This is a genomic window from Streptomyces sp. NBC_01463 (genome assembly GCA_036227345.1).
GTDB lineage: Bacteria > Actinomycetota > Actinomycetes > Streptomycetales > Streptomycetaceae > Streptomyces.
This window is the reverse complement of sequence record CP109468.1, coordinates 6,259,618-6,278,564: the sequence shown is the minus strand read 5'-3', so window position 1 is coordinate 6,278,564 and position 18,947 is coordinate 6,259,618. Positions and strand designations below refer to the sequence as shown.

Here is an 18,947-nt window from a genome sequence, read left to right as displayed (position 1 = left end):
GAACCCGCTGTCCGCATCCGCGGTCGGCGCCCCCCACGGAATCGTCCGGACCGTCCCGTACGGAACGACGCGAGGAGCTTCACATGGCCGGCCTGCGACTGGGACCACTGCTGCGGTACGTCGACTGGGAGACCGCCACCACCGCGACCGTCTGGGTCGAGGCGGACCGGCCGTGCACGGCCGAAGTCCGCTGCGCGGACGGGGCGTCGGGCTCGTCCCGCACCTTCGCGGTCTCCGGGCACCACTACGCCCTGGTCGTCGTGACCGGACTGACGCCCGGCTCCACCACGCCGTACGAGGTCCTGCTCGACGACCGCACGGTGTGGCCGCCGGAGGACTACCGGTTCCCCGCGAGCACGATCACCACCCCGCCCATAACCGGCGCCCCCGACGGGGGCGAGGAGGGCGACGGGGCGGCCGGGCCGGGGACGGTCAGGGTCGCGTTCGGCTCCTGCCGCTGGGCCGCCCCGCCCGCCGACGGCCATCTGCCCGGCCGGGGCGATCCCGTCGGGCCGGACGCCCTGGACACCCTCGCCGCCCGGCTCGCCGCCGACCCCGATGCCGTACGCCCCGATGTCCTGCTGCTCCTGGGCGATCAGGTGTACGCGGACGAGACCTCGCAGGCGACCCGGCGCAGGCTGGCCGCCCGGCGCGACCTGGACGAGCCGCCGGGGGCCGAGGTGGCGGACTACGACGAATACACCTGTCTGTACGACGAGTCGTGGCGCGACCCCGAGGTGCGGTGGCTGCTCTCGACGGTCCCCAGCTGCATGATCTTCGACGACCACGATGTCATCGACGACTGGAACACCAGCGCCGCCTGGCTCGCCTCCATCCGCGCCACCGCCTGGTGGAACGAGCGCATCGTCAGCGGGCTGATGTCGTACTGGGTCTACCAGCACCTGGGCAACCTCTCCCCCGCCGAACTCGCCGCTGACCCGCTGTACGCGGAGGTGCACGCGACCCCGGACGCCACCGAAGCGGTCCGCGGCTTCGCCGCCGCGGCGGCCGCCGACGCCACGCGCACGAGCTGGAGCTACCGACGTGTTTTCGGCCGAGTACGGCTGCTCATGGTGGACAGCCGCGCCGCCCGGGTGCTCGGCGAGCAGGAGCGGGCGATGCTCCACCCGCGGGAGGCGGCCTGGCTGCGCGAGGAGGCGCTGGCAGCCCCCGGTTCCCGCGACCACCTCCTGATCGGCACCTCGCTGCCGTGGCTGCTGCCGCCCCTGGTCCATGACGCGGAGCAGTGGAGCGCCGCGCTGTGCCGGGGCGAGCGGGGCGGTCCCGACGGCCGCTGGGCGCGCGTCGGCGAGTACCTGCGGCAGCGCTCCGACCTGGAGCATTGGGCGGCCTTCCCGGACTCGTTCGGACAGCTGACAGAGCTGATCCGGGAGGTGGCCGACGGTCGGGACGCCCCGGCGACGGTATGCGTGCTGTCGGGCGATGTGCACCATGCGTACGTCGCGGAGCCCGACCGGCCCGCCCCGGCGCCCGGCACCGCACCGGCGACCCGCGTCCTGCAGCTGACCTGCTCTCCCGTGCACAACTCCATTCCCGCGCCCCTCAGGGCCGGGTTCCGGTTCGGCTGGAGCCGGGCCGGACGGCTGCTCGGCCGGCTGCTGGCGCGGCACGGGCGCACCGGTACGCCGTCGGTGCGATGGAGCAAGACGGACGGGCCGTGGTTCGGCAATCAGCTGATGACGCTCACCCTGAATGGCCGGAAAGCTGCGCTGTCATTGGTTCAGGCCAAGTCAAGCAGGACAGGGGCCCTGCTGGAGACGGTATTCGATCGCACACTGACCGACGAAGCCCCGTCGACTTTCAGCCAGTCGACAAAACGTTGAACTTGCAAGTATTGGTGAGGTCTACCTAATCTGTGGCGCTCAGTCGGTTCACGTCCCCACCAGACCGAAGGAGCTCTCCCCCCATGTACACACGCCTGAACCGGGCTCAGCCCTATGCCCTCGCGCTCTTCCGCATCGTCGTCGGCCTGCTCTTCGCCTGCCACGGTGCCGCCTCGCTCTTCGGCGTCCTCGGCGGCGCCATGGGCGGCGGATCGATACCCGCCGGCACCTGGCCCGGCTGGTACGCGGCGGTCATCCAGCTCGTCGGCGGCGGACTCGTGGTGCTGGGCCTCGGGACCCGTATCGCCGCGCTCGTCTCGTCCGGTTCCATGGCGTACGCGTACTTCAAGGTCCACCAGCCCGGGGCGCTCTTCCCGCTGGAGAACGGCGGCGAGCCCTCGGCCGTCTACTCCTGGGTCTTCCTGCTGCTCGTCTTCACGGGCCCCGGCGCCCTGGCCCTGGACCGGCTGTTCACGTCCCGCGCCGCCGCGACGCGGGACGACCAGGACCGGGCAGCCGAGGCGAAGTCCCCCGTCGCCGTCTGACACCCGCCGCGTTCACCGTCTCTCCCGTGCCCGTGTACACCGGGACACCGCTCCCCGGCGTACACGGGCACACGGGCACACGGGCACACAAGTGCAGCGAAAACGTGAGGGGCGGGTGTGGCTCACGTGAGATGCCCAACATCACGCATATATAGGGATCTCCCGGTGAACGGCAGGCGTACGCTGTACAGCTGGCCCTGCCGCTCCTGCCGCTCCCCTGCGACGTCGCGGCGTTGTTACGGATCGGGGAGTAGAAGGTGCTCGAGAGTGTGGGTGCGCTGACCAGCAGCCCATGGATCTACGCCGTGGTCGCCCTCTCCGTGCTGCTGGACGTCTTCCTTCCCGTGCTGCCGAGCGGCGTCCTCGTGATCACGGCCGCCACGGCCGCCGCCGCGGGCACCACCACGGTGGCCACCGGCGCCGCGGGCGCGGCCCGCCAGGTGACCGAGGTGCCCTCGCTGCTGGCCCTGATCCTCTGCGCGGCCACCGCCTCGGTGCTCGGTGACCTCGTCGCGTACAAGCTGGCATGGCGCGGTGGCGAGCGGCTGGACCGGGCCATCGCCCGTTCGCGGCGTCTCACCTCGGCGCAGGAACGTCTCGGCGCCGCCCTGAGCCGCGGCGGCGGTGTCCTCGTCGTCATCGCACGCTTCGCCCCGGCCGGCCGGTCGGTCGTCTCGCTGGGCGCGGGCGCCTCGCACCGCGCCGTGAAGGAGTTCCTGCCGTGGTCCGCCGTGGCCGGCGTGGCATGGGCCGGCTACAGCGTGGGCCTCGGCTACTTCGGCGCCCAGTGGCTCGGCGCGAGCTGGCTGGGCACGGCCATCTCGGTGCTGGCCCTGTTCGTCGCGGGGGCGTTCGCGGCACTCCTGATGAAGCGTCCCGCCGCGGCGGCCGCAGCGGCCGCGGCCGCACCGGTCTCGGTGCCTACGGCGTCCTGACACCACCCCGCACTTCCAGACCGTCCAGCAGCGCGGCCGTCGCCGCTGCGATCTCGTCGACGGCCCGGTCGAAGACCTCCTTGTTGTGCGCGGCCGGGGCGCGGAAGCCGGACACCTTGCGGACGAACTGCAGGGCGGCGGCGCGGATGTCCTCCTCGGTGGCCTCTTCGGGGAGGACGGGCGGGCGAAGGGTCTTGATACTGCGGCACATGTCTCCAGTGTGGACCGCGCCACTGACAACGTCCCGGGCTGCGGGCGCGCCACGGCCGAGCGGCCACGGCGCACCCCGGTACCCGGCCGGCCCGGTCCGTCAGCCGGCCAGCCCGCTGATCGCGTCCCCGATGTACTTGGCTCCGAGGACGACCAGCACCGTCGTCATGATCGCGGCGTTGTGCCGCCCCATCCACGCCTTCCACTCCCCCAGCACCTTCGCGGACCGCTCCCCGCCGAAGAGGTAGACGGCCAGGGGCAGCGCGGTGCAGAGCGAGGCGACGACCACCATCAGGACTCCGGCGACGGCCTTCCCGCCCCCGCTCGCCGTGCTCGACGCGATGGAGACGGCGCCGCCGACCGCAAGAACCAGGTTCTTCGGGTTGGCGACGGCCAGCGCCGCGGCCAGCCCCGCCGACTTGCCGGGCGTGAAGCCGTCGATCGCCCGCATCCACGCGGGCTGCTCGGCGTCCTGCCCCTCCTTCGGCCGCCCCTTCCACTGCTTGGCCGCCATCAGTACGAACAGCGCGCCCAGCCCCAGCTTCAGCCACAGCGTCCAGGTCGCGGGCCCGTCGTCCCCTGCGGAGGCGTCGGCCCCCGAGCCGGCGAGTACGACGACCGTGACCAGGACGGCGAGCGAAACCGTCCAGCCCAGCGCGAAGGCGATGCCGTTGGACCGGCCGCTCGGGGTGGCGAGCATGAGAATGATCGCGATCAGCGGCAGCGGGCTGATCGCGATGCCGACGGCGGACGCCAGCATCTGCCCGATCGCGTCACCCATGGCTGCCGCCGTCGATCCGCCGGACGGCGGGGATCTCGTACCGCCCGTCGAGGACGGCCGACTGCGGCATGTACAGCCTGAGCATGGGCCGGAACCCGCCCTCGGGCGCCGGCAGCCAGTTCGCCGCGGCGGCCGGGTCGGCGGGCCGCTCCCGGCTGATGCGGAGGGTCAGCGACCCGTCGTCACCGCGCACGATCCCGGGCGTACGGTCCCCGATCGAGTACCGCCCCGCCGGGTTGGCGACCAGGAAGTAGTCCGGGGTGTCGTACATCGTCACGGACCAGAACGCGTCGACCGGCGGCGGTTCCTCGAAGCGGAGCTCGTAGCGGTGCGCACCGCTGAGCGGCTCGCCCTCGGCGTCGTGGAAGGTCTGCGCGTACACCGCCTCGTAGCCGTGGTTCCCCCACAGCCCGACCCGGGCGGCGACGGCCCTGGCCAGGTAGGAGGCCTCCCGGTCCGCGATGCGCCACTGCGGCGAGTCGATGGTCCCCACACCGAAGTGGTCGAGGTTGTAGTCGAAGAGATGCGGATCGACCGTCCACCCCCCGGCGGCACCGTCCCCGGCCCCGCTCGCCGCTTCCACCCGCTCCTTGCCGAGCGCCAGCCCCTCGGTCAGGGCGCGTACGAGAGCGGCACCGGCCGGGACGTAGGGCGAAGGGCCCTCCTCCAGGAGTCCCAGCGGCTGGAACCGGTCCTGGTACGCCCGGTCGGCGGCGGACGGCGGGAAGTCGGCCATCCACACCCTGAGCTGCTCGAAGAAGCGGAGCCCCGTGGGCACACCGGCGTCGGGGGCGGGCAGACCGGTGCGGTGCTCGCCCGGTTCGAGGTGGGTGACGGTGAGCTGCTCCTGAAGCGGACGGACCCGCCGCGCCAGGTCCTCCGGGCCGTCGCAGGCGTTGCGGCCGACGACGGTGACGACCGAGGTGGGGGCGTCGATCACCCCGCGCACGTCGTCGGGCGCGGTGCCGGCCCAGCCGGGCGGTACGACGAGCCAGTCGCCCGCCTCGGTGCCGGTGGCCCGGCGGCCGACGTAGGCGAAGTTGTTGGTCCAGGCGTCGACGAACTGGAGGACGTAGTAGGCCCCGTCGGTGTCCGGGACGTGCAGCCGGACCGGGCCGCCGGAGAGGTCGAGCTGCGCGATCGAGTACACGGTGTCGTTGTTGACGGACACGAAGTGCGTGTCGGCGTCGGCGAGCCGTTCGGAGTGGGCGAACTGGTTGAAGGGCGCGGCCGCCAGGCTGCCGAACCCCTTGTGCAGGGACGTCTGGACCATCGACAGGTCGAAGACGAGCGGATAGCCGTAGACGTAGGCCTCGGCGGCCAGCTCGACGAGCTCGTTCGTGCGCTCCTCAGGCATGGAGAACCTCCCCTTCGGTGGTCGTGCACGGTGCGTTCAGAGGCCGTGCACGGCGAGCGTCGGCATGGGCCAGCCGCCGTCGAGGACGGCCGGTCCGGGCCCGTAGACACGGATCATGACGGTGAAGGGCCCGTCGGGCGCGGGCAGCCAGTTGGCCGCCCGCTTCGGGTCCTCCGGCCGGTCCCTCTGCACGTACAGGGTCAGACCGCCGTCCTCGTCGTACAGCAGGCCCGGGGTGCGGTCGCCGATCGAGTAGCGGTCGGCCGGGTTGTCGACGAGGAGCCGCTCGGGCAGCCGGTACATGGTGGCGGACCAGAAGAAGCGGGCGGGCGGGAGCTGTCCGGCGGGGAAGTGCACGGTGTAGTCGTGGGCGGAGGCGTCGGGCGGCCGGTTGCCGCGGTCGTCCTCCAGCCACCCGGCGTACCAGGCCTCGGCCGACGGCAGACCGTAGAGACCCTTGTCGGCGCCGACCGCACGGGTGAGGTAGTCGTCGCCGTGCTCGGCGCGCGTACCGAACATGCCGACGGAGACGGCGGTCGTGCTCCTGGCCTCCTCCAGGCGCGCGCGTCCGTCGGCGATCCCGAGCCGGACCGCCTCCTGGACCTCCGGCGTCAGCGCGGCGGGTTCGAACTCGCCGCTGCCGTCGACACCGAGGGCCGCGAGCCGCTCGCGCAGGTCCCGTTCCCCGTCGAGCACGGGGAAGAACTGGAGCAGGAAGTCGAGCAGGGTGAAGAACTCGGCACTGTCCAGATCCTCCTCGCGCCACACCGGCCAGACGGGCTCGCCGACGGGGTGCGGGGCGGCCGTGTCGAGGAACTCCGACAGCGGCCGCAGCCGGTACCGCTCCTGGATGTCCCGCAGCGCCGGCACGTCCTCGGGTCCCGCCAGATACGTACGCCCGAGGATTCCGACGAGGAAGGTGTCCGCGCGCAGCACACCGCTGATCCCGTCGGGCACCTGTCCCCGCCACCCGGGTCCGGCGATCAGGTGGTCCCCGGCGTCCGTCCCGGTCGTGCGGGTGCCGACGTACCCCACGTACGAGGTGTCGAGGTCGTGGAACGGCAGGACGTAGTACCGGTCGACGGCCGGCACGGACACCACCCACGGCTCGTCCCGCAGATCGAGCCACGCCCAGGAGTAGGGCGTGTCGTTGTTGGGCGTCACCACATCGGTGTTGGCCGGGGTGAACGGCTGCGGGTAGTGCCGGAACCGTCCGAAGCCACCGGCCGAACGGGGGTCGTCCGGGTCTATGGCCTGCGGGTACATCGTGCGGTAGTTCTGCAGCAGCGGATACCCCCAGATCCAGGCCTCCGCCGCTGTGGAACGCGCCGGCCCGGCGGTGGGAGCCACCGCCGGGCCGGCGCCGTCGCCGCCGCTCATCCGATGACGGACTTCGAGCGGTCCGTGCACAGGGCCCAGATCACGAAGGTGTCGATCGCGAGGGAGACGACCGCCCAGACCGGCTGGTAGGGCAGCCACATGAAGTTGGCGATCATGTTGAGCGCCGCCAGTCCCACACCGGCGCCGCGCGCCCAGACGGAGCCCTTGAGGATGCCCCAGCCGACGACGGCGATGATGACGCCGAGGATGAGGTGGATCCATCCCCAGGTCGTCACGTTGAACTCGAAGACATAGTTGTTGATGCGTGCGTAGACGTCGTCGGACGCGATGCCGGCGATGCCCTTGATCGCCCCCAGCACCCCGTCGACCATCAGCAGCACACCGGCGAACATGACTCCGCCGGCCGCCCAGGGGTCGACGCCCCCGGGAGGGGAGGAAGGTGTGGAAGAGCTGCCCGGCGTGGGCGCGGTCTGTGCCATGAGTACTCCTTGGCCGGTGGGACTGCACGTCAGACCGACCCTCATCGGCACCTTCGGGCGCGGCTACTTGGACGCGGCCGTACGGGTGACGGCGGCGGGGCACGACGGGTGCGACGCCTCGGGCTCCCGCACCGGCGGTCCCCCGCACGCCGGGCCCCGGCTACTCCAGTCCGCGCCTGCCCGGAGTCCAGAAGGGCTTCGTCAGCACCGACCGACGGTCCCAGCCGCGCTCGCGCACCAGCACGCCGCGCACCATCTGCACCGTCCGTGCCTCGCCCGCCACATAGGCGACGGCGCCGGGGGTCCGGGCCGGGTCCGGGAGCTCAAGTCCGCGGACGGCGTCCGCCAGTTCCAGGGACCCGGCGGCCGATGCGTCACCGCGCACCTGCCAGTGCAGCCGCTCCGCGTGGGCGAGCGGCAGCCGGCCGGCCGCGGTGGCCGTCTGTACGACGCCGTGGACGCCGGAGGCGTCCGGAAGGGCGGCCAGAACGGCGCCGAGGGCGACCGACGCGGTCTCCTCACCGATGACGACGTGGTGCGGGGCGCCGGGGCGCAGGACGAAGCCGCCCTCCGGCTTCCCGAAGCGGACGTCGTCCCCCACCCGCACCGACCGGCCCCAGGCCGCCCCGGGGCCCGAGCCTCCGTGGTCGTACACGCACAGGTCCAGGCTGCCCTCGGGGTCGTGGCTCCAGACCGAGTACGTACGGCGGGTGGTGAGCCCGTCCACGTGGACCCTGATCTGCTGGCCGGGCAGCACGGTGAGGCCGGCGAGTTCCGGACCCGCGAGGCGGAGCCTGCGCATCCGGTCGGCGACGGGTTCGGCCTCGGTGACCGTGCCGCGGAGGGTGAACAGGCCGAGGATGCGCTCACGCACCCCGGGACTGCGGGTGGTTCCGGAACTGCCTGGGCCGGTGCTGTTCATACCGTCTCCCGTTCGCCCTCGCGCGGATCCGCGGCCGGGGCTCCGTCGGCCGACAGGGTAGGGGCACTGCGTGGACGTCCGGAAGTGCCGAGCACGACGAAGACGGTGACGACGAGGAGCACGGCCGCGACGACACGCAGTCCTTCGGCCATCGCCGGGACGAAATCAGCGGCGTGGGCGGCCGCCGGACGGTTCGGTCCCGCCCCGGAAGCCAGCACGGTTCCGACGACGGCGACACCGAGCGCCGCCCCGATCTCGCGGGCCGCGGTGTTCAGCCCGGAGCCGAGTCCGCTCCGGTGGGCGGGCAGTTCGGAGACGACGGCGACGGTCAGGGCGGGCGCGCACAGACCCGTACCGGCGGAGATGACGAGCAGATGCACCGCGTACACGGCGTACGGCGTCCCCGCGTCCGCGGTGGAGACCAGCAGCAGCCCCACTCCGATGAGGGCGAGCCCGCCGCCCGCCACCGGCCGGATTCCGTACCGGTCCAGCCAGCGGGCCCCGAGCCTCGGCACGAGCGCCATGCCCACGGTGAGGGGGACGATCGCCACCCCGGCGAGGCCCACGGAGAAGCCCTTCACGTACTGCAGGTACTGGGAGTTGACGTAGAACAGGGCGAAGAGCCCGAAGAACCCGGCGGCGGTGCCCAGCACCCCGGCCCGCAGGCCCGGCGACGCGAAGACCCTCGGGTCGAGGAGCGGATGCGCCGCCCGCAGCCCGTGGACCACGAACACGGCCAGCAGTACGGCTCCGAGGCCGAAGGCGATCAGCACGTGCACCGAACCCCAGCCGCGCGACGGGCCCTCGATGATCCCGTACACCAGGGCGGTCAGGGACCCGGTCAGCAGCAGTGACCCGACCGGGTCCGGTGCGGCGCCGGTCTGCGCGGGGGTGCGGGGCGCGATACGGGCGACGGCCAGGGCGAGCAGCGCGGCGAGCGGCACCATCGCCCAGAACAGGGCGCGCCAGGACAGGAACTGTCCGACGAGTCCTCCGCCGACATTGCCGGCCAGACCGCCGAGCCCGACGGCGAGTGTCCAGGTGGCGAGCGCCTGCGCCCTGCGGCCGGGAGTGGCGAGGGTGACCAGGATGGACATGGTCGCGGGCATGATCAGCGCCGCCCCGGCGCCGCACACTCCGCGTCCCGCGATGAGCGCGGCGGGAGCGGTGGCGAGCGCGCTGGTGGCCGAGCCCGCGGCGAAGAGCCCCAGGCCGGCGAGGAGGACGCCCTTGCGGCCGAAGCGGTCGCCGAGGGCGCCGGCCGGGATCAGCAGTCCGGCGAAGACGATGACGTAGGCGTCGACCGCCCACAGCAGCTCGCTGGAGCTGGGACGCAGGGCGGAGGAGGCGAGTTGGGGGATGAGCAGGTTGATGGCGGCGACCATGCTCTGCGCGACGAGCACACAGGCGCAGAGCACGTACAGCGCGGAACGGGAGAGGCCCGGGGCCTTCGGGGCATACGGAGACAACGCTCCTCCTGGAGCCGTGGATGCGGGGTGTGCTCTCCACCGTAGAGTTGGCCCGACTTGCTTTCCAATGCATCTTTGGCAAGGGAACTATGCGTGTGACGCAATCCAGCCTTGACCTCAACCTTCTGGTCGCCCTGGACGTGCTGCTGGAGGAATCCAGCGTCTCGGGGGCCGCCGCCCGGCTGCATCTGTCCGAGCCGGCCATGAGCCGCACCCTGGGCCGCATCCGCAAGGCGCTGGGCGATCCGGTGCTCGTGCGGGCGGGCCGCACCATGGTCCCCACCGCGCACGCCCGGGCCATCCACGGCGAGGTGCGTGCCGTCGTGGAGCGGGCGCGCGGCGTCTTCCTCTCGGGCGGCAAGGTGGATCTGCGCGCCCTCTCGCGGACCTTCACCGTGGTGGGCCAGGACACCCTGGCCGCGACAGCCGGTGCGGCACTGTTCGCCAGGATCGCCGAGGAGGCGCCGGGCGTACGGCTGCGCTTCCTGATGGAGAGCCACGTGGACGCCCCGTTCCTGCGCGAGGGCGCGGCGGACCTGGAGGTCGGGGTCATCGACACCCGCTCCCCGGAAGTCCACCGCGAGCACCTCTTCGAGGACCACATGGTGGGCGTGGTGCGCCCGGGTCACCCGCTCCTGAGCGGGGAGCTCACGCCCGCCCGCTTCGCGGCCGCGGAACACCTGACCGTCTCGCGCCGCGGCCGCACGGAGGGCCCCGTCGACACCGCCCTCGCCGAACTCGGCCTGCGCAGAAAGGTGGTGGGGAGCGTCGGCACCTTCCCGTCCTCGCTGTTCATCCTGCTGGGGAGCGATCTGGTCGGACTGGCCAACACGCGCACCCGCACCCTGACGGACACCTTCGGCCTGCGGACGTTCGAGATCCCGCTCCCGCTCCCGCCCCTCCCCTTCGGCCTGGCCTGGCACCCGCGCGACGACGCGGACCCGGCGCATGTCTGGCTGCGGGGATGCTTCCGGGAAGTGATGACAAGGGCATAGGCGACCTTGACCGGGGCTCCGGGGACAGGGGGCGGAGTGCCGGGGAGGGGTCCTACCGCTTGAGCGCCCGGTACCGCTTCGTCAGGGCGACAATGGCGTCGCGGTTCGCGTCGCCGTTCAGCTCGCGCAGGAGATCATCGGGGCAGAGCTCGTAGTGGTCCCCCCACCATCGACGCCCACGGTTGTCCCAGATCCGGTAGCCGCCCGGGACGCCCCTGGCGACGTAACGCCTCTTGCTCACGCTGCACCTCTGCTCTCACGGCCCGGCGCACCAGCGCCCCGGGAATCGAGGGTACGGAGGGGCGGCGAGGACAGGGATAACCGCTACCTTCCCACGCGATCAAGGACTACCGTCCAGCACGCACAACCACAACCGCAACCACTTCCAGCCTCCCTCACCGTCGCATGATTTAGCAGGAGTTGGGATGCCCGGTCGCCATAGCACGCGCTGACGTCGCAGGTCGTGATCGACCCGTCATCGCGTGCTGCCTCCACGTCGCGGCACAGCGAGCCTTTCTCGCCCGATCCGGCGCACTTCCTCGTGCACCGGCCGGTGAGCGTTGTCCGCCGCAGCTCAAGAGGCCTCCATGCACCCGGTATGCCACACCCGAACATCGACCGCCTTCAAGCCGGAAGTCCCCCTCCGACGGGCCCACCGATGAAGGCGGCCGGGAGCAACGGCCGTCGGGCGGCCGGGAGCAACGGCCGTCGGGCGGCCGGGACGCCGCCGGCCCTGTGGCGGGACGCCGACTTCCGCAGGCTGTGGGTGGGCCAGGCCGCCTCCCAGTTCGGAGCGCAGGCCACGCAGGTGATCCTGCCGCTCGTCGCCGTGGTGTCCCTCGACGCGGGTGCGGGGCAGCTCGGCTTCCTGCGCGCGGTGGAGCAGGCGCCGATCCTGCTGCTCTCGCTGTTCGCGGGCGCGTGGGTGGACAGGCGCCGCACCCGTACGGTGATGGTGGCGGCGGACCTCGGCCGCGCACTGGCACTGGCGGCGATCCCCGTCACGTACGTACTGGGCCTCCTCGGCATGCCCGCGCTGCTGGTGGCCGCCCTGCTCGTCGGCGTCCTGAGCGTGTACTTCGACGTGGCGTACCAGGCGTCGCTCGTACGGCTGGTGGACCGTGACCGGCTGATGCAGGGCAACAGCGCGCTGGAGGGCAGCAGATCAGCGGCCCAGATCGGCGGCCCTGCGCTCGGCGGCATGCTGATGTCGCTGTTCTCCGGCCCGGTCGCGGTCGTCACCGGCGCGTTCTTCTTCGCGCTGTCGTCGGCTTCGATCCACCGCATCCGCGGCCACGAACGGGTACCCGAACCTGCTGCGGGCCCGGCGCGCACGGGGCCACAGATCCTCGAAGGCCTCCGCTTCGTGGCCGGCAATCCCGCGCTGAGGGCGGTGGGGGTGGCGTCGGCGCTCTTCCAGTTCTGGTTCGCCGCACTGATGACCGTGTATCTGCTCTACCTCCCGCGCGGGCTGCACCTGTCGCCCACGGCCATCGGCCTGGCGCTCGCGGCGATGGGTCCGGGCGCGGTCGTGGGATCGCTGCTGGCGGCGAGGCTGCCGGGGAGGTTGGGATACGGCAAGGTGCTGGTGTCATCGGCGGTCGTCGCGGACGGCGTGATGCTCGGCGTACCGGCCCTGCACAGCTCCTCCTTCATCACGCTCCCCGCGCTTCTCGTCATCAACTTCCTCTTCGGGACCTTCGGCCAGCTGGTCAACGTCACGGTGATGGCGGTACGGCAGGGGCTCACACCCGTACGGATACAGGGCCGGGTCGTGGCGACGATCAACTTCGCGGGCATGGGCCTGACGCCGATCGGCTCTGTGCTGGGCGGCTACCTGGCGGGCAGTTGGGGCCTGCGCACGAGCCTGCTGGCGACCGCGGTGGCACTCTCCCTGTCTCCCCTCTTCATGGCCTTCTCCCCCTTGGCAAGACTGGGGAGGCGCCTCCCGCTCCCGTACGGAACACCCCTCCAGGCTCCGCGCCGGTTCACACCCGCTGGATCCGGTACACGTCGCGCACGCACAGGTTGGCCACCGTGGCGGCGAGGATGATCGCAGCGCACACCAGCAGAATGTGCCGGCTGGTCCAGTACGCGGAGGCCCCGGCCACCAGCAGGTAGGCGAAGGGGATGGCGACACGCTCCCCCACCGCGTTGAAGGCACCGAGCCGCCCCAACTCCGCGTCCGGCAACTGCTGTTGCATGGCGGTGGACCAGGCCACGATGGCCACGTCCAGCCCGATCCCGGCAACGACGGCGGCCCCCAGCACCCAGGACAGCGAGAGTCCCGCCCCGAGAGCGGCCAGCGGCAGCATGATCGCCGAACTGGCCACCACGCAGACCAGCATCAGCCGCCGCGGCTTCCAGAGGAGGCAGACGAAGGTACCGGCCAGGAGCCCGGCGGCGAAGGCCCCCTGCACAAGCCCCCAGGAGCGGGCACCGGAGTAGCCGCGGTCGGCGACGAGCGGCCCGAGCAGTTGATATCCGGCCAGCCAGGCCGCCACGACCGCGGTCCCGGCGGCGGTGTAGCTCCAGAGCCAGTTCCGCGAACGGAATCCGGCCCATCCGGTACGGAGGTCGTCCAGGGCGCCACCGCCGGAGGGCACGGAGCCGGCGAGCCGGAGCCCGAGCAGCAGCAGTGCCGCGACGACGAAGGTCACCGCGTCCCACCCGAGCGCCCAGGCGGGCCCGGTGAACGAGACGACGAACCCGCCGACGACCGGCCCGACGACCTTGACCGCGTTCCCGGGCACCCGCACCAGGGCGTTGGCCTGCTGGAGCTGCTCCCGCGACACGAGCCGGGTCGCGATGCCCTGGGCCGCCGGCGCGATGAAGGCGGCCGCCACCCCGGATACGCAGGCACAGACGCTGATGGCGAAGGTGGACGCGGCCCCGGTGGCAACGAGGAGGGCGAGGGCCGCTTGAGCGGTCCCGGCGCCGAGGTTGCCCATGAACAGAAGGCGACTGCGGGACATCCGGTCGGCCAGCACACCGCCCATGAGGAGAAAGACCAGGGCCGGCACGGTGTTGGCGGTGAGCACGATCCCGAGCGACCAGGCTCCTCCCCCCTGCCCGATGACGGCGAACGCGAGCGCGACGGGCGCCATGGCCGACCCGGTCGCGGAAACCAGGTGAGCCAGCAGGAACCGCCGGAAGGCCGGAACACGCAACGGGGAGCCGGTCACGGAAGCGGGGACGGGCCGCGTGCGCTCGCTCTGGCCTGCGCTCACCGGCTGCCCTCACGGCTCGGAGCCGGACAGCAAGGAGCCGTCGTCCAGGTGCGGCGCTGCCGCTGGTCACGCCTTCGCCGCTGATCCATGCCGGAGAGGCTAGGGGCCCTGCCGGTACCGGGGGACGAGATTTCGCCTCGCGGGGAGACCGGGCACGAGCGGCCACAGACCGCCGTCTCGCGCCGAGCGTGGTCGTGCCGCGACCGCCCCGGACGACTGCTCCGGTCGACTGCTCCGGAGTCGCCAGGGAAAACTCGGGCGCGGACGAATTCCTGCGGAGCTAGGGTGCGGCAATGATGAACGAGGGACAGCGCTTGGGCGCGGAGGCCGCGCGTCGCCTGGCGGATACGGGCCTCTACGCATTCGAGCCGGGACTCAGCGATGCGGAGTTCGCGCGGATCGAGCGAGAGCACGGCTTCGAGTTCGCGGACGACCACCGTGCGTTCCTGGCTGCGGGCCTTCCCGTGAACGTGCCACCGGAAGAGGGCCAGACCTGGTCCAAGCCCTGGCCCGAGTGGCGCGACGCAGAACCGGACGAACTGCGCAGTCAGCTGGACTGGCCGGTCAAGGGCGTCCTCCTCAGCATCGAGCACAGCGCCTTCTGGTACGAGCCGTGGGGTGAGCGCCCGACGGATGACGCGGCCGCCCTCGCCACAGCACGGTGCCGGCTGGAGAACGTACCGATTCTGGTGCCGGTGTACGCCCACCGCTACCTTCCCGCGGGACGGGGAAGCTTCGGGCACCCCGTGCTCTCGATGTGGCAGACCGACATCATTTACTACGGGCAGGACCTGGTCGACTACATGCACCGGGAGTTCGACGACGCATGGGGCGACGTCGACGCGAGTGGGGACCCGCAGGCGAGCGTCGGGTTCTGGCAGGACCTGATCTGAACCCGAAGGGCCTTGCGATGCCGCGGAACTGGAGCGGCGGGCACACTACTCGCCGCAGCAGCTGCCGTGCCCATCGATGCCTGACGGTCACGTCAAGGACCGGAGCTGAGTAGCCGTACTCAGGCGCGACGCCTGCCACGCAAGGAGGCCGGACCACATGTGACCGACCGGATCCGGCAGACCGGAGTGTGGTGGACATGTGGCTCGCCAAGCCGTCGACCGGCCAGCAGGTCGGCCTCAGCGTGGCTCTACTGTTGATCGACCTGGTAGTGGTCGCCTATCTGGTGTTCCGCTATGGGATGACGGGATGGGCCGACGCCTATGACAGCAACAATCCGCCCGGCGCCCCAAGCGAAGCGATACGAGGGGCGTGGCTGTTGCTCGGCGGCGCGGCCGTCACAGGGGGCGGGCTGATTCTCCTGCGATGGCAGATCTCCGGCATCGTGCAACTGCTCGTACTGGGGACCGGAGCGGGGCTGCTGGCGGCCTTGGCAACCGTCAAATAGCCCACGCCCGCAGGCGGAACGACGGGGCACAGCGCCCGGCGCCCGGCGCCCGGCGCCTACGGCCATGGCTCTCTCAGGCGCGCCGCCTAAGGGTCTCGGCTGCATGCCCCACGTCATCTGAGGCCCGCCTGCGCCGGACTCGACCTCGCTAGGCCCACCTCAGATCGCCCTGCACCAGGTCGTGGTCCGAGTAGGGAGTGAGATGCACACGTTGCCTGATCGGGGCGAAGCCGCGCAGAAAGATGTAGTCGAACTTGCTGCGCCAGTCGGTGGTCGGCTTGCACGCACCGGCCGCCGAGGGACCGCACTCGGAGTCGGCGTCCGAGGCCAGGCCCCACATCCCGGTGAGTTCGGGTGTGTCCGGCACCGCGTTGAAGTCACCGAGAACGATCGTGCGGTCGTGCCGGGCAACGGCCTTCGCCAGTACGGCGGTCTGCTTCACGCGGACTGATTCCTGTCTCCGCTGGGCCAGGTGCGTGTTGAAGACCCGGACGGGCCGGCCGTCCACGAGGGTGGTGACGGCCATGTACCCACGGTCCTCGGAGCCGCCGTCGGGGTACTCCACGTTCACATGGTCGGTCATCGGAGCGGCCGAAAGAATCGCCTGGCCAAAGCCCCCAGGACGCCACGGCACTCCCCCGCAACGGCCCCAGTTCCGGAGAACCGACCCGTACTCGACGTGGTAGACGAGCCCGTACTGATACCGCAGATGCTCCCGGATCCTCTCGACATCACCCACACACGCCTCCTGCAGGCCGATGACCTGAGGCGCGTACGTGGCGATCTCCGCCGCCCGGCCGGCGTTCTGGCCGCTCCCCTTGCAGGGGTTGCAGATGTTCCAGGTCATGACCCGGTTCGGCACGACCTCCGTGGGGGCGCCGGCCGGCAGCGGCTTGGTGACGTAGGCGCCGTTCGACGCACTGGGGCCGACAAGCAGCACACAGGCCACGATCAGCGCACCCGCGAGCCATCGCGCGCCGGTTCCGGTCACGTTCGCCTCCTAAAGGTCTCCGCGCACGAGGTTATGTGACGGGCTGTATGCGGCACATGAAGTGCCTGGATCTCGCAACGCAACAGAAGCCATCGCATCCAAAGCGGCTTGTATTCCGTTCGGTGGCCGGGAAATCCGTTGGACCTGTTGGCGGGGGTGCGTCGTAGGGTGCGGGGCGCAGTGGAGCGGTCGGCGGAGAGGGAGCGGTGGATGGCGGGACTGGACGAGATCTGGCGGCGCGCGGAAGTGACGCGCAGGCTCGACGTGTTGTAGGGCTTCGTCGCGATGTGCGTGGCGGGAAACGACGACGCGCGACTCCGCCTCACCCAGGTGGCCACCGACGCGGACGAGGCCCTCTCGACCTCGCCCCCGGACCTGGTGGCCGCCTCGGGGTACCTGGACGAACTCGTCCGGTGGGCTGAAACGGAGTGGGCGGATCACCCCTACCGCCCCGTGGAACCCAGGCCTGACGAGGCCGACCGGCAGACACGTGACTACGCCAAGGATCTCCGGCACGCCGCACTCCCGGTCCACGTGCGGGACGAGATGGGCCGTATCGAACTCGCCCTGGAGGTAAGGTTCCTGGCCTTGTGCCGCCAACCGGAGTTGGACTGCCGGATCCGCCAGGACATCTTCTACGTCGCCGGGCGAGCTGCGATGGCCCTGGACCTCGGGTACTTGGAAGCGGCGGAGCGGGAGATCAGGCGCATGGAACAGGTGGGTTCCGAGAGAAGCGGCAACCCCGCGCATCAGCTCAGTCCCGCCCGCACTGGCAGTCACCCGGGTGCCAACCGACACAACTGAACGCGTCGTCGGGACAGCACGCCTCGTGGTCCCCAGCGATCCCGCCGACGCACTCTTCACGCACCGCACGATGAGCAGCGGCAGAGGACGGAGGAGGACACCCCACAACGAACTGCGACTCCTCCCATGGCCGGGCCCCGAGGCAAGTCCTGCTGCCCGAACACCGACGACAACAGCGGCCACCTGTGGCATTTGGCAGACAACATCGAAGCGGCACTACTCGACGTGACAGCCGACCTCCAGCAACGCGCGGCCGAGGTAGTCGGAGACTCGAACTGCGACTCCTGGCAAGACATCTGGCCGCAGCCGTGCACAACGACCACGCATCACGGCAGACGAGGCGGCGCCGAGCACGCTCCCCTGCGCATCTACCGCTTCCTGCGGATCTTGCTCTTCTTCGCCTTGGCTTCCTTCTCCTTGCGTTGCGCAACATCGTAGGCAGACCAGGAGCCCTGGTGCTTCGCGCAACGAGAGGTGCCGACCACTGCGAGGTTCCGGCACGCTGTGCCGGCTTTGGTGCGAGCGCCACACCTGGACTGAGATGCCATTCCATACCCCCTACGAAGAGGCCAGGTAATTCCAGACCCAGGCAAGGCTTCCGTCCCGGACTTGAACGGGGTAGGCGTATACGAGAGGCATGGGAGCACATTCAGGGCGGTACCGAAGCAGACTTGGTAGGAGCTTCAGCCGGGGGCGGTTCAGGTTGAGCGTGGGGACTCGGTCCGGGTAGCCCTGCCGTGGCGGAAGGCCGACACCCACTTCAAGAGTTGACCGACGGAGTGCCACTGCACGGTGCGGAAAAGGGTGCGGTTGTGCAGCGGGCCGCCGGGGACCGCGGTCGTGCCCCGCGGTTGACCTCAGGCAGGCCGAGGCACGATGTTCACCGCGCGGTAGTCGTACCCGTCCTGCTTGAAGCCGGGAGCTTCCCAAGTGAGTGCCACTTGCTGTCCGGGCGACAGTGTGCGGAAGCCGGTCGTCTGGATGTCGGAGTAGTGGCCAAAGCAACCGCCGGGGGTCTCGGAGGAGTCGAGCACGCCCCACCCTTCCTCGTCGTCCCACTCACGGACAGTCGCAGTCACCATGTGCAGCACCCTACGGTGTTCGTATGCGTTGGCGCGCTTGGTACCTCGCTTGGAGATCAACGCGCGTTCGGCCTGATGTGCGGTCCTGACCTGCAACAAGGAGAGTCGCGAGGGCAAGACCCTTCTCCATGGCCGTGGTTCACCGCGGATCGTTCGGAAGCACCAGAGCTTCTGCCCCCGCAATAGGCCCTTGGCCCGGCTTCTACCAGCAACTGAGGACGCTTCCGTGCATCCGGGATCAAGCCCCTACGAGCAGCGCCCTCCGGCCACACCACCTCGACCGGCAGCCCAGCCGCGCGGGCATCCTGCACGGTGTCGGCGGTGCCGCCGCCCTTTCCGGATGGGGGACTGCCGTCCCATACGGCGACGAGGACATCGGCGCGCGTCAGGAGTTCCCTGTTGGCTGCCTCGTAAGCGTCACGGTTGGCGGTCTCATTCGGCAGGGTGAGCACCTCAATGTCATCCGCGGCTCCTCACATCAGCTTGCCAGCAGGTCGCGGATACTATCCCGCGCCTCACGCACGGACCGCGGCACTATGGCCAACGGTGTACGGATACAACTG

19 protein-coding genes and 1 pseudogene are annotated in these 18,947 nt (G+C 71.0%); 8 read left to right on the top strand and 12 right to left on the bottom strand.

What is annotated here, in order from left to right; all coding sequences use genetic code 11:
• Positions 1-83: 83 nt before the first annotated feature.
• The 3 genes from OG521_27685 (at position 84) to OG521_27675 (ending at position 3,324) form a co-directional block, all read left to right on the top strand.
• Positions 84-1,844 carry an alkaline phosphatase family protein gene (locus OG521_27685; GenBank protein ID WUW24343.1) on the top strand — a complete coding sequence of 587 codons (1,761 nt, stop codon included), beginning with the start codon at positions 84-86 and terminating at the stop codon, positions 1,842-1,844.
• An 83-nt stretch (positions 1,845-1,927) separates the two neighbouring features.
• Complete coding sequence (locus OG521_27680) at positions 1,928-2,389, top strand: DoxX family protein (protein ID WUW24342.1); 462 nt, start codon at positions 1,928-1,930, stop codon at positions 2,387-2,389.
• Between the two features lie 257 nt (positions 2,390-2,646).
• Positions 2,647-3,324: a VTT domain-containing protein gene (locus OG521_27675; protein WUW24341.1), complete on the top strand. Its 678-nt coding sequence runs from the start codon at positions 2,647-2,649 to the stop codon at positions 3,322-3,324.
• Here OG521_27675 and OG521_27670 read toward each other — a convergent pair.
• From OG521_27670 to OG521_27640, 7 genes are all read right to left on the bottom strand, one after another.
• A complete protein-coding gene (locus OG521_27670; protein ID WUW24340.1) occupies positions 3,311-3,535 on the bottom strand; it encodes a DUF2277 domain-containing protein in 225 nt (74 codons plus the stop codon). The genes OG521_27675 and OG521_27670 overlap by 14 nt on opposite strands.
• Before the next feature lie 99 nt (positions 3,536-3,634).
• A complete protein-coding gene (locus tag OG521_27665; protein WUW24339.1) occupies positions 3,635-4,315 on the bottom strand; it encodes a GAP family protein in 681 nt (226 codons plus the stop codon).
• Positions 4,308-5,672, bottom strand: coding sequence for a DUF1254 domain-containing protein (locus OG521_27660; GenBank protein WUW24338.1), 1,365 nt, complete (start codon positions 5,670-5,672; stop codon positions 4,308-4,310). The genes OG521_27665 and OG521_27660 overlap by 8 nt, the downstream gene beginning before the upstream one ends.
• A gap of 36 nt (positions 5,673-5,708) precedes the next feature.
• The gene (locus OG521_27655; GenBank protein ID WUW24337.1) at positions 5,709-7,052 is read right to left on the bottom strand and encodes a DUF1254 domain-containing protein; all 1,344 of its coding nucleotides are present in this window, start codon (positions 7,050-7,052) and stop codon (positions 5,709-5,711) included.
• Positions 7,049-7,492, bottom strand: a complete 444-nt coding sequence (locus OG521_27650) for a hypothetical protein (protein WUW24336.1) — start codon at positions 7,490-7,492, stop codon at positions 7,049-7,051. The genes OG521_27655 and OG521_27650 overlap by 4 nt, the downstream gene beginning before the upstream one ends.
• Positions 7,493-7,652: 160 nt before the next feature.
• Positions 7,653-8,414: a siderophore-interacting protein gene (locus tag OG521_27645; GenBank protein ID WUW24335.1), complete on the bottom strand. Its 762-nt coding sequence runs from the start codon at positions 8,412-8,414 to the stop codon at positions 7,653-7,655.
• Positions 8,411-9,883: an MFS transporter gene (locus OG521_27640; protein ID WUW24334.1), complete on the bottom strand. Its 1,473-nt coding sequence runs from the start codon at positions 9,881-9,883 to the stop codon at positions 8,411-8,413. Before OG521_27640 ends, OG521_27645 begins: the two co-directional genes overlap by 4 nt.
• Before the next feature lie 89 nt (positions 9,884-9,972).
• Between OG521_27640 and OG521_27635 the strand changes: the two genes are divergently transcribed.
• Positions 9,973-10,878, top strand: coding sequence for a LysR family transcriptional regulator (locus OG521_27635; GenBank protein ID WUW24333.1), 906 nt, complete (start codon positions 9,973-9,975; stop codon positions 10,876-10,878).
• Between the two features lie 52 nt (positions 10,879-10,930).
• Here the strand turns inward: OG521_27635 and OG521_27630 are convergent, their stop codons facing one another.
• On the bottom strand, positions 10,931-11,119 hold the full coding sequence (locus OG521_27630) for a hypothetical protein (GenBank protein ID WUW24332.1): 189 nt from the start codon (positions 11,117-11,119) through the stop codon (positions 10,931-10,933).
• Between the two features lie 417 nt (positions 11,120-11,536).
• Here OG521_27630 and OG521_27625 point away from each other — a divergent pair, with 417 nt between their 5' ends.
• Positions 11,537-12,931 carry an MFS transporter gene (locus tag OG521_27625; protein ID WUW24331.1) on the top strand — a complete coding sequence of 465 codons (1,395 nt, stop codon included), beginning with the start codon at positions 11,537-11,539 and terminating at the stop codon, positions 12,929-12,931.
• Here OG521_27625 and OG521_27620 read toward each other — a convergent pair.
• The gene (locus OG521_27620) at positions 12,867-14,048 is read right to left on the bottom strand and encodes an MFS transporter (GenBank protein ID WUW26815.1); all 1,182 of its coding nucleotides are present in this window, start codon (positions 14,046-14,048) and stop codon (positions 12,867-12,869) included. The two genes, OG521_27625 and OG521_27620, sit on opposite strands and share 65 nt — an antisense overlap.
• Before the next feature lie 353 nt (positions 14,049-14,401).
• On the opposite strand from OG521_27620, the gene OG521_27615 reads away from it, so the two are divergent.
• Complete coding sequence (locus OG521_27615) at positions 14,402-15,001, top strand: hypothetical protein (protein WUW24330.1); 600 nt, start codon at positions 14,402-14,404, stop codon at positions 14,999-15,001.
• 197 nt (positions 15,002-15,198) lie between these two features.
• Positions 15,199-15,507 carry a DUF6234 family protein gene (locus OG521_27610; GenBank protein ID WUW24329.1) on the top strand — a complete coding sequence of 103 codons (309 nt, stop codon included), beginning with the start codon at positions 15,199-15,201 and terminating at the stop codon, positions 15,505-15,507.
• Positions 15,508-15,655: 148 nt separating this feature from the next.
• On the opposite strand, the gene OG521_27605 is transcribed toward OG521_27610, so the two are convergent.
• Entirely contained in the window at positions 15,656-16,498 is an 843-nt protein-coding gene (locus OG521_27605) for an endonuclease/exonuclease/phosphatase family protein (GenBank protein ID WUW24328.1), read from the bottom strand.
• 330 nt (positions 16,499-16,828) lie between these two features.
• Between OG521_27605 and OG521_27600 the strand changes: the two genes are divergently transcribed.
• Positions 16,829-17,302 (top strand): hypothetical protein, encoded by a 474-nt coding sequence (locus tag OG521_27600; protein ID WUW24327.1) that lies wholly within the window; start codon positions 16,829-16,831, stop codon positions 17,300-17,302.
• Positions 17,303-18,159: 857 nt separating this feature from the next.
• Here the strand turns inward: OG521_27600 and OG521_27595 are convergent.
• Positions 18,160-18,384: a cold shock domain-containing protein gene (locus OG521_27595; GenBank protein ID WUW24326.1), complete on the bottom strand. Its 225-nt coding sequence runs from the start codon at positions 18,382-18,384 to the stop codon at positions 18,160-18,162.
• A gap of 242 nt (positions 18,385-18,626) precedes the next feature.
• A pseudogene (locus OG521_27590) lies at positions 18,627-18,839 on the bottom strand (hypothetical protein).
• Positions 18,840-18,947 lie beyond the last annotated feature (108 nt).